The 13,904-nt window shown below is 47.2% G+C and carries 12 protein-coding genes; 7 read left to right on the top strand and 5 right to left on the bottom strand.

Going from position 1 to position 13,904, the window contains the following annotated elements:
• Window positions 1–378: 378 nt before the first annotated feature.
• Window positions 379–1,242 (top strand): formylglycine-generating enzyme family protein, encoded by an 864-nt coding sequence (locus Y697_RS12625; RefSeq protein WP_121552104.1) that lies wholly within the window; start codon window positions 379–381, stop codon window positions 1,240–1,242.
• A 146-nt stretch (window positions 1,243–1,388) separates the two neighbouring features.
• Here the strand turns inward: Y697_RS12625 and Y697_RS12620 are convergent, their stop codons facing one another.
• Window positions 1,389–1,697, bottom strand: a complete 309-nt coding sequence (locus Y697_RS12620; RefSeq protein ID WP_121552102.1) for a hypothetical protein — start codon at window positions 1,695–1,697, stop codon at window positions 1,389–1,391.
• A 348-nt stretch (window positions 1,698–2,045) separates the two neighbouring features.
• Here Y697_RS12620 and Y697_RS12615 point away from each other — a divergent pair, with 348 nt between their 5' ends.
• Window positions 2,046–2,555, top strand: a complete 510-nt coding sequence (locus Y697_RS12615) for a PH domain-containing protein (protein WP_121552100.1) — start codon at window positions 2,046–2,048, stop codon at window positions 2,553–2,555.
• Window positions 2,556–3,295: 740 nt separating this feature from the next.
• On the opposite strand, the gene Y697_RS12610 is transcribed toward Y697_RS12615, so the two are convergent.
• The 3 genes from Y697_RS12610 to Y697_RS12600 are packed head-to-tail and all read right to left on the bottom strand — an operon-like array spanning window position 3,296 to window position 5,054.
• Window positions 3,296–3,790 (bottom strand): flavodoxin domain-containing protein, encoded by a 495-nt coding sequence (locus Y697_RS12610; RefSeq protein ID WP_121552098.1) that lies wholly within the window; start codon window positions 3,788–3,790, stop codon window positions 3,296–3,298.
• Window positions 3,787–4,473 (bottom strand): hypothetical protein, encoded by a 687-nt coding sequence (locus Y697_RS12605; RefSeq protein ID WP_121552096.1) that lies wholly within the window; start codon window positions 4,471–4,473, stop codon window positions 3,787–3,789. Before Y697_RS12605 ends, Y697_RS12610 begins: the two co-directional genes overlap by 4 nt.
• Window positions 4,470–5,054 (bottom strand): TetR/AcrR family transcriptional regulator, encoded by a 585-nt coding sequence (locus tag Y697_RS12600; RefSeq protein WP_121552094.1) that lies wholly within the window; start codon window positions 5,052–5,054, stop codon window positions 4,470–4,472. Before Y697_RS12600 ends, Y697_RS12605 begins: the two co-directional genes overlap by 4 nt.
• Before the next feature lie 313 nt (window positions 5,055–5,367).
• Between Y697_RS12600 and Y697_RS12595 the strand changes: the two genes are divergently transcribed.
• The 5 genes from Y697_RS12595 to Y697_RS12575 all read left to right on the top strand — a co-directional run bounded on the left by Y697_RS12595 (window position 5,368) and on the right by Y697_RS12575 (window position 11,076).
• Window positions 5,368–6,057, top strand: coding sequence for a response regulator transcription factor (locus tag Y697_RS12595; protein WP_121552092.1), 690 nt, complete (start codon window positions 5,368–5,370; stop codon window positions 6,055–6,057).
• Window positions 6,058–7,314: a sensor histidine kinase KdpD gene (locus Y697_RS12590; RefSeq protein ID WP_121552090.1), complete on the top strand. Its 1,257-nt coding sequence runs from the start codon at window positions 6,058–6,060 to the stop codon at window positions 7,312–7,314.
• Between the two features lie 93 nt (window positions 7,315–7,407).
• A complete protein-coding gene (locus tag Y697_RS12585; RefSeq protein WP_121552088.1) occupies window positions 7,408–8,133 on the top strand; it encodes an ABC transporter ATP-binding protein in 726 nt (241 codons plus the stop codon).
• Complete coding sequence (locus Y697_RS12580) at window positions 8,130–10,628, top strand: FtsX-like permease family protein (protein WP_121552086.1); 2,499 nt, start codon at window positions 8,130–8,132, stop codon at window positions 10,626–10,628. Before Y697_RS12585 ends, Y697_RS12580 begins: the two co-directional genes overlap by 4 nt.
• 97 nt (window positions 10,629–10,725) lie before the next feature.
• Window positions 10,726–11,076, top strand: a complete 351-nt coding sequence (locus Y697_RS12575) for a VOC family protein (RefSeq protein WP_121552084.1) — start codon at window positions 10,726–10,728, stop codon at window positions 11,074–11,076.
• A gap of 109 nt (window positions 11,077–11,185) precedes the next feature.
• On the opposite strand, the gene Y697_RS12570 is transcribed toward Y697_RS12575, so the two are convergent.
• Complete coding sequence (locus Y697_RS12570; RefSeq protein WP_183083813.1) at window positions 11,186–13,291, bottom strand: InlB B-repeat-containing protein; 2,106 nt, start codon at window positions 13,289–13,291, stop codon at window positions 11,186–11,188.
• Window positions 13,292–13,904: the final 613 nt, after the last annotated feature.

Raw genomic sequence — 13,904 nt, 5'->3', positions numbered from 1 at the left:
TTCAAGATACTATCACAAAGGCCTTAAAAATCAGAGCAAATGACAGATAGTCACGTAACGAAACCTTCGCGCTTCGAATAACGAACAGTCACAAGCCAAATCTTTTTCATTGACTACTCCTGGCAGCTTTTGAACATCTGCCATAACTCTCCCCATGAAAAAACTCGTCGGATATAAACATGTCTTGACCATTAAATTTAGCAAAGCAGTTATGGAAAAACTAAGTCAAAAATTCGTTTGATTCATATATATCGAATTCGCTTGTCCTGAATAGAGCCAGTGATATATTAGTACAAGGCGCCACGGAAACTAACTTTCCCTAATCCTCAAAGAAAATGCCCCTTGAAAGTGTGGAGCCGCTCTTAAGGAGGCGATCTGATGAAGAAGGCAGTAGTTGTTGTGGTTTCTATAATCTCCATAGCTGTTCTCGTTACCGTACTTGTCCTGGTACTGACCCCCAAGAAGGAGTCTCCGCCTGTTCAAAGCATCGTGGACATGATCCTGGTCGAGAAGGGAACCTTCACAATGGGAGACACGTGGGGAACCGGCTGGGACGAGGAGCGGCCGGCTCATGAGGTCACAATATCCTACGATTTTCACATCGGTAAGCATGAGATAACCTTTGAGCTTTATGATCTTTTTTGTCAAGAGACGGAAAGAACTCTGCCGGAAGATGAAGGCTGGGGACGTGGGCAGAGGCCGGTGATAAACGTCAGCTGGATGGATGCGGCGGCTTTTTGCAATTGGTTAAGCGAGAGAGAGAAACTTCCCAAGGCATACGATTCAAATGGCTACTTCCTGGACAAGGACGGAAAAGTAACGACAGACCCTTCAAAAGTAGTTGGCTACAGGCTGCCTACAGAAGCTGAATGGGAATACGCTGCCAGGGGAGGAAACAAAAGTGAGGGATACATCTACTCGGGTGGAAACGAACCGGACCTTGTAGCGTGGTATTCCGATAATTCGGGAGACATAACACATGAAGTTGGACAGAAGAGTCCAAACGAACTGGGTATATTCGATATGAGCGGAAACGTATCGGAATGGTGTTCCGATGCATATGACGCCTTCTTCTACAGAAGAAGCCCGGGAAAAGATCCGTACAATCAGGTGCTGGGCAACAAATCGATCCGTGGAAGAGCCTGGTGGGACGGCATCGTCAGAGTAACAAGCCGCAGCTATAACTCACCAAACAGTGAAGCCAGCATTTGTGGGTTCAGGATCTGCCGGAACGTCAGCTAATCCAGGAAAGAAGTCTCAAAATCCCAACTCACATGAAGTATATTGCTCTCTTTATGTACCGAACAATCCTATTTCAGGAATCTCGAAGACTATTTGTAGAGGTATCCAGTGGTAATGAGACTACCGTAATTGTTGTAGATCTCTATTCACAGTGTACCGTAATTCTGCAATTCAGCCTCGATGATCCTCTCATGCCAGGAAGAGTCATACCAGCCGTACTCTCCGACAAAACTCCGGTTGGCTCTTCTATTTACTATGTCCATGCCGTAAGACTCATAGTCAAAAGATATCGATCCGGTATTGTTGGAGTTCACTATGAGCACAACATCGTAGCTCCCGTAGTAATCGTCCAGAACACCTTCCCATCTTCCGTTCAGCATGTCGTCAAATGAAAAACATCCACCAAGCAGGAACACTAGAATCACGGCTACAGGTACCAGGTACCACTTCTTCATGAGCATACCTCCAAGAAAACTGCGCCCGCTTAATCTTCAGGAGCAACTTCAGATAAGAAAGAAGGTACTCGCTGAGGAATCTCAAGGTCATTCTATCACATCTGGCCTGAAAAACACGAGACGGAATAACGGGCAAAACCAGCTTTTAGTCTTGTATATAGTATAGAGGTCAGTCTCTTTCCATCGGCAGATCTAACGAGGTCCTGTAGAAACTTGCACTTTGAACCCTTCAGATAAAGAGCTCTCTGTAGCGAATCTCGACAAAGCAATTACGTCAACGATCATATAAAGATCAGGAGAACTCGAATGTGTAATAATTGAATCGAATTTCCTGTGAGGAGGCAAGATATGGAGACAATCGTGTTCAAGTTTTCATTACCCACATCTGCGATCATGCTGAATATTGGAATCGTTGTTTTCGTTGCGGTGATATTCGTTTTCTCTCTATTCAAGACAAAAGGCTGGCAGAAGACTCTTTCGCTAATCATCACGGGCGGTTTGTTAGTCTTCTTCGTATTTCTCTTTTTGGTATTCCCATTCACAAACGCCGTGAAATTCGATGGCGAAAACGTAGTTCTGAATGCACTTCCCTTCGGAAGAAAGACGATAGCGATAGATTCGGCTGAAATCGTTGGAATTATCGACTGGACTGAAGAGAGGGACTTCGAGCCGACGGTAAGAACTAACGGAGCATCTACAGGTCTATACAAAGTGGGCTGGTTCCGACTCAGAAATGGTTCCAAGGCCTTCATCATGACTGCAAGATCGGAAGTCTTCGTCATGAAATACGAGGAAACATTCTACTTGATCTCTCCGGATGAGCTTCAGGAATTTGCGGGTGTGATTTCTTCGAATTAGGAACGGTTTATTGTAAAAATCGAGGTTAGAGGTTGGGCGTACGGGGTCGGAAGAGCAAGAGAAACTGGTTGACCGTTGGGCAGTTCTCCGTTCGCCAAGAGGAGCCTTGAATCAATAGCATCAAGATTCCGACCAAGAGCTTTGTCGGAATGACGGAATATAGCCTTTTTGCAATAACCGTCAGTTGTCATCCCGAACTTGTTTCGGGATCTGGTCTTTCGAGAACCCGGCGTTGGGGGTAGCAGGTTGGTGGTTGGAAAGAGCGACTGAAAACCGGATCACCGTTGGACGGTTCTCCGTTCCCCAAATAAGAAACCTGTTCTTCGTTCCAGAGCGAGGATCTTTTCTTTGTTCTTGGTTGAAGTCATGAAGCACTAGCATCGAGATTCCTACCATTATCTTTGTCGGAATGACGGAATCTCTAGCCCTTTCTAGATAAACGTTCTTGGTCAAACCATTATTCAGAGAGTAGAGAGAACGGAAAAGCAAAGAGAGCAATCAAGGTTCTGGGATCTTGAAAAGCCTTGAAGAGCTCTTCAGTTTCCCTCAAGAGCTCATCATTACCCATTAGTCAGGGAGTCAAGTGCCATAAATATGCCGGCTCTTCTTGCCTGAGTTTGCATTTGGCTCCTGATGGTCCTGATCTTAAGTCCTCCCTTGAGGGAGGTGGGCCACGTAGTGGCGGAGGGTTTTGCTCTTATCCAACGGCCACCTGGCCCGGTGAGGTGATACTTGAGATATCAGTCAATTCTATTAGCCCACGAAGCGATACTTCCCCAGTTGCGGAAGTCGCCAATCTTGGCCCCAACATTTTTTATTATCATTTTCTCGAAGATATTCATCTTGCCGCTCTCTATCCTTCCTCCGAAGCAAGTTATTTCGACTGGCTTTATTCGCTCTATCATCGGTCTCATAGATTCGGGGAAACGCCAGCCGTCCAGCAATTCCAGGGGGTCTCCCTCCCCTGCAGGACCACTGAGGAAGATCCACAAGGTCATCTCTGCAAGCTCGTCCGTGTATCTTTTCAAGAACTTGACAGCCTCTCTTCTCCAAAGTCCTATATAAATCGCCGTTCCAAGTATCACTGTCTTGTATGGAGAAAGATCTGTAATTTCCCGGACAGGCAGCACATCTACCTGTATCTGTCTTCTCTTGAGAACCTCTCCGATCTTTTCTGCTATCTCCGCGGTTGAACCACGCTTGGTAGCGTAAGCTACCAAAGTTTTCTTTTTCATACGGCCTGCCCCATTGTCGACTCACTGTCACTAGCCATTCCCGATAAAAATGCAAGAATCATGAGTACAAACCCTGTTCCCAGAGAGAAAAGCATCACAAGAGAGATCGCATCCGGACTTCTTACGAAGGGAACGAGTCCAAAAATGGCGATTTCCAGCGCAAAGACTATAGCAGCAGAAGAGACCGCCAAGAGAACCGCCCAATAGCGGGCTAGATTTTTCCGCAGGCTGCCGACCTTTTCCCTCTTCAAAGGCATCAATTGCTTGTGAATGAAAGTTGAGAAGATCCATATAATTGAGAAGAACACCACCTGCCCGATTCCCCCGCCAACCAGGAACAGCAAAATAAAGAGTAACAGTAACACAATCGGGCCGTTCCTCCTGTGAAGGAACCCTACCGACCACACTATCACGGCCAGTCCCACGGCCATGGAGGCGATTCCAGTGATCAGGAAATTGGGAATAACAGTTATGGCCGGCTCATTGCCGTACTCCCACATCTTGTTGGCCTCCCCAATTGCGTTGATCAACAGTCCGTTCGTCGAGGTAAACCCCTGCAGCGCCTCGAAGAAGCCATGACCTATACCGCCAACACCGAAGATAATTGCCATGGTCGATACGACTATTAGTATTGCGCGATTGACGCGCTTCGGAAACGTCTTTGAAATACCCGCTCGTTTCATTGTTCTCCCTCCTTATCAAATCTGGCTAGGACCAGATCTACCATCTGATTTATCTTTCTCCTTCGCTGATTCTCGTCGAAAAAATCTGCGTTGAGATACTTCCCGTATAAACCCGGTTCGACTACGATATGATGAAATGGAAGCATTAGCTGGAGGGCGATCACGTTCAAATCGGAAAGAGCGTAATCCTTGAAAATCTCCTGCAAAAGCGGTAGAACCATCTGACAGGAGTTCCTACAACCCTCTTTCAGCTCGCCGGCTATGGCGATCTTGCTCATGTTGTAGAATTCAAAAGCCGCGTCGGCAGTGGCAAGAAGTATCTCTCTCAACCTAGCTTCAGGATCGGTTTCAGTAGAATCGCTTCGCTGGTGCTGCCCGATGATCTCTCCCATCATTGTCCCTACAACCTGGCCTATGAGATTTTCCTTCGACTGGAAATGGTAGTTAACCAACGAAGGATTCACCCCGGCTCTGTCGCCTATTTGCCTCGTAGTAATTTCATGTGCGTCTTTCCCTTCTCTAATCATTTCAAGCGTGGCTCTGAAGATCCTTTCCCTAGTGCTGATTTCTTCGCTGGTCAATCGGTTCGCCTCCTACATGGTTGAATTTGATTAAACCATGATTAAAACGTGTTTAAATATAATATATTCGAAGGAGGGATTTGTCAAGGGGTGAGTTGTATCACAATTGAAGAGACCTCAGATAGTAATGAAGACCGGAATCTATATTACTGCGAGACAGGGTTCTGCCAAGCGCAGATCGGCCGCGAGGACAACTGATAAACAGGCAACGGAATGACTTCTCCTCTCACTTTTTCCTTCTATGCCTTCCGGCATATATAATAGAAGCGCCAGTTCTGCCATAGCCGGCCCTGGCAATTCGGAGGTGATCCAGTTGCTGAGGATTCTGCTTGTTGAGGACGACGAAAACCTTGCGAACGGCATAAGCTATGCGCTCACGCAGGAGGGGTGGGCAACGACCTTGGCTGGGAGCGTGTCGTACGCTCTTGAACTATTAGAGAGCGGAGACTTTGATCTTGCGCTTCTGGATGTAATGCTTCCCGACGGAAACGGATTTGAACTCTGCAAGAAGATCCGCGAAAGATCAGAGATGCCAATAATCTTCCTTACTGCAAGGGACGAGGAAGTGAATATCGTAATGGGTCTCGAGAGCGGGGCAGACGATTACGTAACGAAACCATTCAGACTAAGGGAGCTCATATCGCGAATCAAAGCCAATGCACGGAGAATCCAGAAGCATTCCGTTGAGGAAGGCAATTCGCTCAAGTCAGGCCCCGTAGAACTGGACACCTCTAAGCTGAGGGCTTACAGATCCGGGAAAGAGGTAATACTCACTCCAACGGAGTTCAAAATACTCAGAGCTCTTATGGAGAACGAAGGTATTGTCCTCGGAAGGGATCGGCTCCTTCAGAAGGTATGGGATGTAGATGGTGAATTCATTGATGACAACACTCTCTCTGTTCATATCCGAAAGCTCAGAGAGAAGGTGGAGGAAGATCCCTCAAGGCCGAAGCTTATTGAAACGCTGAGAGGCCTGGGTTACAGGTGGAATGGGGAGAAATAGATGTTAAGATTCCTCTTCAGAGAAAAAGCCAATAGACTGGCCTCGGTTGCCGGCATTGTGATCTCTCTAGCGATTGTCATTATCGCCGTGCTGCTTACATGGTCTGCATTGCTGGAACAGAGAGGTCGTCAGTATGAAAGGGAGATCTCGTTAATTGGAAGGCTGGTTTCGCTGAGTGGTCTTTCGGATGAGACCCTTCGGAGGCTGCTCTCTGGGAGTCGGCCTGAAGACTTCGAAGCTGCGCTGAAGCTTCTAAAGCCCTATGGATACACAGAAGCGCCTCCCGAAAGCTATGGATCTACTTACAAGAATTTCCGATCCAGGATAGTTGCGACAATTTCACTTTCTTCTATAAGTCTAGTTCTTCTCTGGGTTTCACTCCTCTCCCTCATAGCGAAAAAACAGTCCGACTTTCTGAAAGAAACATCGCTGAGATTGGACGCCCTGATGAGCGGGAGATACGATGGTAAATCGATTTTCGACGGCGAGGGGGACACGGCCATTCTCTCGGCACAACTGAACGCGCTCAGCAGAAGACTGGAAAAGACCATGGAAAACGTTGATTCCGAGCGCGACAGGATGAGAGCCTTCATCTCTTTCATCTCGCATGAACTCAAGACGCCCCTTGCCTCCCTAAAAACGATGAATGAACTAATGATAGAAGGAAAGAATATGGAAAGAGAACAGATTGAAGAGTTTCTGAGTAGAAGCGGCGAAGATATCGAGAGAATGGAATGGCTCATCGGCGACGTTCTCAACATAGCAAGGATAGAATCGGGCGCTATCAGATTCAATTTCAGAAAGGCAGATCTCGCAGAACTGGCGAGAGATGTAATAAGAAGCTATATCGAGATTGCTCGCGGCAAGAAGATCGAGATTTCACTGAATACCGAATCGTCGGCTACGGTCTTCTGTGATGAAAAGTGGATTTCGCAGGCTATTGGCAATCTCCTTAAGAACGCCATCGATTACTCTCCTGAAGGCGGCTCGGTAGCTGTGTCAATTTCAAGGAGCGAGACCTACGCCTATATAACCGTCTCGGACGAAGGCCCTGGGATCCCGCAAGAAGATTCATCGAAGATCTTTCAGAGTTTCTACCGGGGCAGTTCTGCCGGCAGATCGAAAAAGGGTTCAGGGCTCGGGCTATCGCTGGCTAAAGCGATTATTGAGAGACACCAAGGAGACATAAAGCTGAAGTCATCTACGGAAAGAGGGTCGACTTTCATAATAGAGCTCCCCGTAAGACGGGAAGAATGAGGGCTTAACCTTGCGATTTCTTAAGCTTATCCTTCATCTACGAATAAGAAAGACTCCTTATACTCTGAAAAGAAAACAATAAGGAGGCGGATTATGGAAGTACTCAAAACTACTGGACTGAGAAAAGTATATGGATCTGGTGCGAACGCAGTCATTGCGCTCAAAGGGGCGGAGCTTTCCGTCGAGGAGGGCGAGTTCATCGCGATAGTCGGGCCTAGTGGCTCGGGAAAGAGTACGCTCCTGCATCTGCTTGCGGGGCTTGATCGGCCTACCGCGGGAAGCGTCCACATAGATGGCAAGAATCTCTACGCCATGACGGATACGCAGCTTTCGATCTTCAGAAGAAGAAGAATCGGGTTTGTCTTTCAGTTTTTCAACCTGATTCCCGTCCTGACTGCCAGGGAAAACATAGAACTCCCGCTGATCCTGGACGAAAGAAAGGTCGATGAGCCGTATCTGAACGAACTCATAAGGCTTATGAAACTGGAAGACAGGGTCGGTCACCTCCCGTCTGCCCTTTCAGGCGGCCAGCAACAGAGGGTGGCCATAGCCAGGGCTCTCATAACGAAACCGGCAATCGTCTTTGCCGACGAACCGACAGGAAATCTCGACAGCAAGACGAGCCAGGAAGTCATGGACCTGCTTAAAATAAGCGCGAGGAAATTCCACCAGACTCTCGTAATAGTGACTCATGAAGAGGATATTGCAGAAAGAGCCGACAGAATAATCACTCTGGAGGACGGCGAGATCGTTTCGGACTACTCGAATACAGACGTGGGCAACGTCTTTTCTTCGGCCATGGGAGGTCAGAAGGTATGAAGCGTTATACAGAACTAAGCAGAAAGTACCTTTCTAGACGACTTCGGAGAACGTTGTACACACTCCTGGGAGTTGCCCTCGCCGTTGCCTTCATAACCGCAATCATGATCACTTTCGAAAGCATCGAAGCTTCGGAGCTTCAGAGCATGGAGAACTCTGTGGGGAGGTACCATGGAAAAGTAGTAGAGACAAGTGAATCCGAGATCATGGACCTGAAGATACATGTTTTGATTGAAGAGCTGGGTATTCAGAAAATAGCCGGAACAATTGAATTTCCTGAAGAAAGGGCTTCTCTGTTTATTGAAGAGGCCAATGAGCTGACGCTCAACCTGAGAGGAAAGAGTGTAAAAGAAGGCCGTCTCCCGGAAAGGCCTGGAGAGATAGCGTTAGACTCATTCTCGGCACAGCTTCTGGGAATCACTCCGGAAACCGGCCAAAAGGTCTCACTTGATATTGGAGGCAAGAAACGTACCTATGAAGTAGTAGGGATAGTATCAAAGGCTAGACAGGAGAGCGCAATGTCAAAGGCCTTTGTGGAAATCTCGCCTGAGGAGTTTTCAGAGATTTCTGAAGAGTCGAGAGTGGTGAAGAACGCCTATTTCACCGTTGATGCACCAAACAACGGAATAAGAGTTGCCGCACTTAAGGTTGCTTCGGATCTCGAAATAAGAGATAAGACAACTTACAACGGTTCGTTGATCTACTTTCTTGAGAACCTATCTCCAGTCAACTGGCCGGCAGTCGTTCTGGGACTGCTCGTCGCAGTGGCTTCAATGGTCTCTATCTATAACACCGTACAGATATCCGTTCTCGAAAGAATACGTGAATTCGGGCTTCTCAGGGCGGCCGGTGCCACTCCCGCACAGATAAGGAAGGTCGTCTTCCGAGAATCGATCCTCGTAAGTCTTGTTGGCATTCCCTTAGGACTGGCGACAGGCGTTTTGCTTTCCTTCGCAATAGCGCTCTATGCGGGATCTCAGCTGACAGGTCTAGGCGGCTTCTCAACCATGATTACACCCCTATCACTCTTACTTGGAACCATTCTCGGATTCCTGTCGGTAGTCGTATCTTCTCTTATTCCCGCACTGAGGGCGGGTAAAGTTTCACCCGTAGAGGCGATGAGACAGTACGGTGTCGAACCCTCTGACTTCGAAGTCAAAGGGATCGTTGAAGGACAAAGTTCGTCGAGAGAGAAGATCCCGTTGAAACTTGCGAAAAGAAACATGAGGAGAAATCTTCGCACGACGATTATTTCTGTCATTTCAATGACGATGGCGGCAACTCTTTTCATAGCCTTCTCGTACTTTGCCGGAAACTTCGATACTGAGAGAATTGCGCGGGGCGTTGTGAAGTCGGATTTCTCAATAAGAGTGGCAAGCATGTACGATGACGGACCCGATGAGCAAACGATCGAAGAGATACTCTCATTCGAAGATGTACAGACAGTTGCGGCTGCGAAGTTCATTACGGGAAGACTGCTCACCGAATATGAGGACCAGGACCTTGATAGTAGGTCATTCGCGACCTTCTCAAACCCTGAGGCCGGAATGCGTGCGACAATGGTTGATAATAGCGGAATGTACATGGCTCTCCTCGCTTACAACGATCTCGGTATCGAGCTGATGAAGACGAAAGTAATTTCGGGATCCATAGATTTGAGGAGAGCAACTTCCGAACGGGTAATCATTATCGACATTGAAAACAGCAACAGGCATGGAATCGAGGCAGGAGACAGAGTTCTGCTCAAGACGTACTATCTGAACGAGTCTATGGTACAAGTTCCCGTCGCCTCGGAGTTCGTCGTTGCCGCCGTAGTGCAGGAGCTGCCATCGGTAGCCTACACGGTAGAGGGTGGAATCCTTGCGGCATGCAGCGATAAGATAATTGAGAGTCTCAGGCCTGAGAACGGCGATGTCCATCTCACCATGATGGACTACATGGACCACTACTCGTATGTAGATATCTATCTTCGAAGGGGAAGCGACGCTGAAGCTCTCGAATCGACAATCGAAGAGATCGCCGACAGGTACAGGAATTCTACCTTCATCTCATACAGTGAATACAAGAAAGAGACTGAAGACGCAATCAGCACACTTTCAACCCTAGTGTACGGGCTTATTGCAATAGTTGGCTTCATAGGCATCTGCGGGATAACAAACACCATAAACACTACTATCATCCTGCGTCGCAGAGAGTTTGGAATACTGAGAGCTATTGGAATGACCGGAAAACAACTCAAGGCCATGCTTACTTACGAAGGCTTGATCTTCGGTCTCATTAGCGCTGTATCGTCTGTCGTTCTTGGCCTGATTCTCTCTTACACGGTCTATTCGCTCTTGAGATCCGGAATGAGTCATCTCAACTGGTCGATACCATGGATGGGAATTGTTCTAGCGGTTGCCGGCGCGATAGGGGCAGGAATATTGACCACGCTCGCTTCGTCGAGAAAGGTGACGTCTCTAAGCATAACCGAATCGATCAGAACTGTAGAGTGATGAGAAATGAATCTTTCAGTTTGACTAGGGTCGGACTTTGACAGGTTTTATCGCCGGCGTTATTCTTCTTAAGACAAACTAATATTGGGAGGCCTAAATGGAAATTCAGGTTGCTACTATATCTGTAAGCTCTCTTGAGAGAGCGAGAGTCTTCTACGAAGAGATCCTCGGGTTCGAACCGGATATTTTTTACGAACAGACCAACTGGCAGTCCTATAAACCGGATGGAACGGCCGGCTTTGGGATAATCGAAACTCCGGGATTGAAAAGAAACAGGAATTCAGACATCTTGAACTTCCGAATCACCGGTGTCGAGGAGCTGTGGAATAGAATCAAAGACTCTGTCGAGATCGATACTCCTCTCGAAACGACTCCCTATGGAATCCTTAAATTCGTCATCAGAGATCCGGACGGTTTTAGAATCGGTTTTGTGGAGAAGAAAGCCTGAGGATTCGTTCCCCAGGCTTTCTAAATTATCCGATACTCCTGTCTTCAGTCTATATGTCACAATTCTCAAAATGAATCAACAATGCTTTGCTTTCACACGCAGAGAGGTTCTAGTTAAGCGGATGGAATGATGCAAACAGGCTAATATCTTCCTGCAGATTGCTTATAGTCAGAGTCTGACTCTCACTAAAGACGCTCTCGCACGGATCGTAGCACCAGACACTAAATCCATATCCGGGATTCGGCATCGCACTTATAACCGTGCTCGACCCCTTTGGGAATTGACCTCCTCCGCTAACTTGACCGCCTTCCGGTGGTTCAGATCTCAAGTTCACAGTAATTGTGTCGGGCACATCCAGGTCGAAATTGCCGACTATGGTGAATTCAGTGCAGCCGATACAAGTCGATCTAGCAAGGAAGAAGGTGGAATTCCCTTCCCACAATGGATTATCGCTGAACTCAGCTCCCTCGAAAGTCCAGTTCCTGAATACGTAATTGTCATTAGGAATTGCACCCAGCGTCATAGGATCGCCGTAAATGAATACACCACTTTCCATGACTTCCCCGCCTTCGGGAGGATTTGCAACTACGTTGAAATGATAGAAGACCGGCGGGAACCAGGCCTCTACCGGGAGAGTTTTGGTCACATCTTCTGTTATTAGCCAGTTGGAGGTGTTGAATGTGTATGGAAGATCCTCACTCAACATTTCCCCATCAGTGTACCAACCTCCAAAATCAAAATGATCAATCGGTGTCGCTCCGAGTGTGACTTCTTCTCCATACGAATACTTTCCGGCGCCGCTCACCTCACCTTTGTCAGTCGGTGAAGCATCGATCGTAATCATAAGCCATCCAGGAGGCGGCGTCTGGGGTTGGAACTTCGCCGTAAAAATGAAGCTGGATTCTGTGCTTGTTACGGGAAGCGTATGGGTATCCAGGAAGCTGGCGGTGTCAAGGGTGAAGCTTGGCGATCCGCTCATGTTCTCTTCACCATAGTACCAGCCCTCAAAAGTGTAGGATTCATTGGGTGCGGCCAGGAATGAAACGTGATCACCGTATTTGGCTGTTCCTCCGCCGCTCGCCGTTCCGCCTTCAGGAGGTTCGGCAACCGCATTGAATGTGTATATTATGTCTACAAACACTCCCTGTAAGGGAAGCGCGGTGTATGTTATTCCCTCAGTGTACCAGTCATTTGCCGGGAAAGTGTAAGTAGCGCCCTGGCTTAGCTCTTCCCCACCGACGTACCACCCATCGAAATTGAAATGATCTGAAGGTGTCGCCCCGACAGTCACATAACTACCGTACGGATACACTCCCTCGCCCCAGGTCTCACCACCATCAACCGGAGTCGCTTCAATAGTAATGTCTAATTGCCACTTAGGGGCCGAAGGATCGAATCTCCCCTCAACGGTGTATTCCGTACAGGTAATGCATGCCGTATGACTGAGAATTTCCACTGTACTAACCAGATCAGCGGCCTGATCACTGAACATATAGCCGTCTATCCACCATCCCGCAAAGCCATAGCCTTCATTAGACAGCGCGCTCAAACCTACAGAGTCACCATAATTCACAGCGCCTCCGCCGGCCACTTCACCACCTTCAGGAGGAACAGGCACAAGATTGAAGGTGTATTCCATTGGATTGAATCCCACCAAAAGACTTACATCCTTTAGAGCCGGGAAAGAGGCGACCGGATCGGTGTATATTGGGTCGTCACCGCTCTCCTCAAAACTCACTTCTTCAGGTTCGTCAAGAAACCATCCACTAAAAGTGTGATGAATGGATGGTGTGGCCACTATAGTTACGAGATCCCCGTAGACGTATTCTCCGTCTCCGCTGAATTCTCCTCCATCAGTGGGATCGGCCACAATCGAGATCACTACCTTCACTGTAAAGAAGATACTGTAAGTTAGACTTGCCTTTCCATTAAGGGAAGTGACGATTACCGTTGCAGTCCCGGGAAGCGTCTCTGCATCAGTAACAACTATATTTACCCCTTCAACTGCTGGAACGGCCGTGACAGTGGGCGGTTCCGTAGTGCCCGCCGGGAGTACAATCGAATACGAGGTCTTCTTCGCACTGAATTCGGGAACTTCAACTCCGTTGTACATAAGCTTCTTTAAAGTGGCATCGGCCGATTTCCAGAATGAAGGACAACCGGTAATCATTACGAGAAGCAGCAATACCACAGCATACACATAAGCTCTTTTCATCCTCATCCCTCCTCCATTAACAACAATTGGTAATCTTACACAGAATCATTATGTGATTTCCAAAAAGCTTTTATAATAATCGCAAGGAGCCATAACTCGATATGAAGCGCTGAGTGAGTGAAGGAGAGGGGCGTATTTCATTCCTTGACTTCAGTTTAGCATCATAGCGAGAAAATACGTCCGAGTTTTGCCTGTTCGAGCGGCTTCATTCATCCTTATTTCAACTCGTGCAATTTAAATGAATTGAATTCTAATGTATGTTTATTCTAAAAGCCTTATCTGAAAGTCATTGTAGAATAATCATTTGAATAAAAAAACTCATTGATAGCAAATCTGAAAGGTTCCCAAATTCAGTACTTAATAACAAAAGTTACATCATTAACAATTGATTGAGCCAGATCGAGATTTAAGGAGTATATTTTGAACTATAATTGTTATCATTTCCATAATGTAACTTAAAATCATAATTATATTAGTGTTATTTGAAATATTTAATTTCGATTTATTGTTTGGGTAATCTGACGATCAGTAGCGCTAGCCAAATATCAGTCGATAGTATGACATCGCTTCAAATCAGGCCTTACGCTTAATTCAGTCAGAGTCTCTATTATCG

It is taken from the genome of Mesotoga sp. BH458_6_3_2_1, assembly GCF_003664995.1.
Classification (GTDB): Bacteria; Thermotogota; Thermotogae; order Petrotogales; family Kosmotogaceae; genus Mesotoga.
Note: the sequence above shows the minus strand (reverse complement) of the source record. Positions and strands in the feature narration are given on the sequence as shown.